We start from the raw sequence: 1,894 nt of genomic DNA, 5'->3' as shown, positions 1-1,894 counted from the left end.
GCTGCGGCCATCCTGCTGGGCATCGGCTACCTCGTGGCGCGCATCGTCTCGCCCGTGCTCGAGTCGACCCTCGCCGGGCTCGGGGTCGACACGGCGCTGGCCGGTCTCACCGGGTCGGAGGGCACCCCGGCTGGGGCTTCGGCGCGCAAGCCGTCGGCCGTCATCGCCACCGTCGCCCAGGTCGCGATCATGCTGTTCTTCGCGATCGCTGCGACCCGCGTCCTCGGCTTCTCCGACATCACCGAGATCCTCGACACGGTGCTGGCGATCGGTGGCAGCGTCCTGCTCGGGGCCGCGATCATCGCTGCGGGCGTCTTCATCGCCAACCTGCTGCCGAAGTTCGTGGCCGGCACGGCGGGCCAGATCATCCGCTTCGCGACGATGGCGCTCTTCGTGGCCATCGGGCTGGGCTCGATGGGGCTCGCCGAGTCGATCGTCAACCTGGCCTTCGGAGCGATCGTCATCGGCGCCGCAGTGGCGGCCGCGGTCGCCTTCGGGCTGGGAGGTCGCGACGCAGCCGCTCGCGAGCTCGCCGAGTGGCAGGACCGTCGGGCCACGCGCTCCGACGCGCCCACGCCGCACTGACGCAACACTCACAGGACCCCCGGTCGTACCGCCCGTGCCAGACCCTGGCGCGGGCGGTCGTCGCGTGCGAGGGTGCTGGCAACCGAGGGAGTCGTCATGGCACTGATCACCACCGTCCGTGTGCGCCAGCCGGCCAAGAACGATCTCGTGGGCGACCGCTTCGTCGTCTCCGGGATCGGGGCGGGCTTCGAGGGCACGATCGGACTTCGTCTCCTCGGACGACGCGGGGCCGTCCTGGGCACCGGTTTCGCCCAGTCGGCCGCCGGTGGCGTCGGCGTGGGGGAGTTCTCCACCACCCTGGACCTCGACGCCCCACCTCGCTCGATCAGCCAGGTGACCCTGCAGGTCTACGGCGACAACCCGGGTCTGCCGGGGGAGGGACCCGATCCGGGGTTCGACCTCAGGGAGACCGAGCTGACCTACGTGCCGCGGCTGCGTGGCTTCCTGCTCTACCGGGTCCGGCGCGGAGACACACTGAGCGCGATCGTGCGGGCGACTCGCGACCTCGGACGCACCACGGTCGCGAAGATCGTCGCGACGAACCCGCAGATCACCGACCCCGACCACATCGAGGTCGGCTGGCGGCTGCGCATCCCGCTCCAGGACCGGTGAGGCGCCCGCGCGCGACCGAGCAGGGCCCCGGCAGACTGGTCCCGTGACGACCGACCCGCTCCGCCGACTCCTGGCGGACCCGCCGGCGCTGCCGGTCCGCCACGGACTCGATGCTCTCGACCGAGCGCTCCGCGCCTCGGGGGCGGCCGTGGTGCAGGCACCGCCCGGGAGCGGCAAGACGACGCTGGTGCCGCCCGCGGTGGCGCTCGCACTCGGCGGACGTGTGGTCGTCACCCAGCCCAGACGTCTGGCGGCCCGAGCGGCGGCGCGACGACTCGCCTCGCTGCTCGACGAACCGATCGGCCAGACGGTCGGCTTCGCGGTGCGCGGCGAGCGCCGCAGCAGCGCCGCCACGAGGGTCGAGTTCGTGACCACCGGGGTGCTGCTGCGCCGACTCCAGCGCGATCCCGAGCTGGCCGGCGTGGCCGCGGTGGTGCTCGACGAGGTGCACGAGCGAGCCCTCGACGCCGACCTCACGCTCGCGCTGCTCGTCGACGTACGGCGGCACCTGCGCGACGACCTCGCCCTGGTCGCGATGTCGGCCACGGTGGAGGCCGAGCGGACCGCAGCGCTGCTGGGCCCCGACGTGCCCGTCGTGGACGTGCCCGGCGCCCTGCACCCGGTCGAGACCCGGTGGTGCTCGAGACCACCGGGCGTCCTGGCCGTCGACGAGCGTGGGGTGACCCGGGGGAGATCG

At 73.3% G+C, this 1,894-nt stretch carries 3 protein-coding genes; all 3 read left to right on the top strand.

Features of this window, described 5'->3' with window-relative positions; translation table 11 throughout:
- The coding region (locus VOI19_RS18815; protein WP_323794465.1) for a mechanosensitive ion channel at positions 1-585 on the top strand (585 nt) is incomplete at its 5' end.
- A gap of 96 nt (positions 586-681) precedes the next feature.
- Positions 682-1,197 carry a Gmad2 immunoglobulin-like domain-containing protein gene (locus tag VOI19_RS18810; protein WP_323794464.1) on the top strand — a complete coding sequence of 172 codons (516 nt, stop codon included), beginning with the start codon at positions 682-684 and terminating at the stop codon, positions 1,195-1,197.
- 43 nt (positions 1,198-1,240) lie between these two features.
- On the top strand, positions 1,241-1,894 hold a 654-nt coding region (locus VOI19_RS18805), incomplete at its 3' end, for a DEAD/DEAH box helicase (RefSeq protein WP_323794463.1).

It is taken from the genome of Nocardioides sp. (genome assembly GCF_034670285.1).
Taxonomy (GTDB): domain Bacteria; phylum Actinomycetota; class Actinomycetes; order Propionibacteriales; family Nocardioidaceae; genus Nocardioides.
This window is presented reverse-complemented; position numbering and strand designations above follow the sequence as displayed.

Excerpts from the sequence above, each read along its gene's own strand:
- VOI19_RS18810 (WP_323794464.1), top strand. The coding sequence starts at position 682 with ATGGCACTGATCACCACCGTCCGTGTGCGCCAGCCGGCCAAGAACGAT.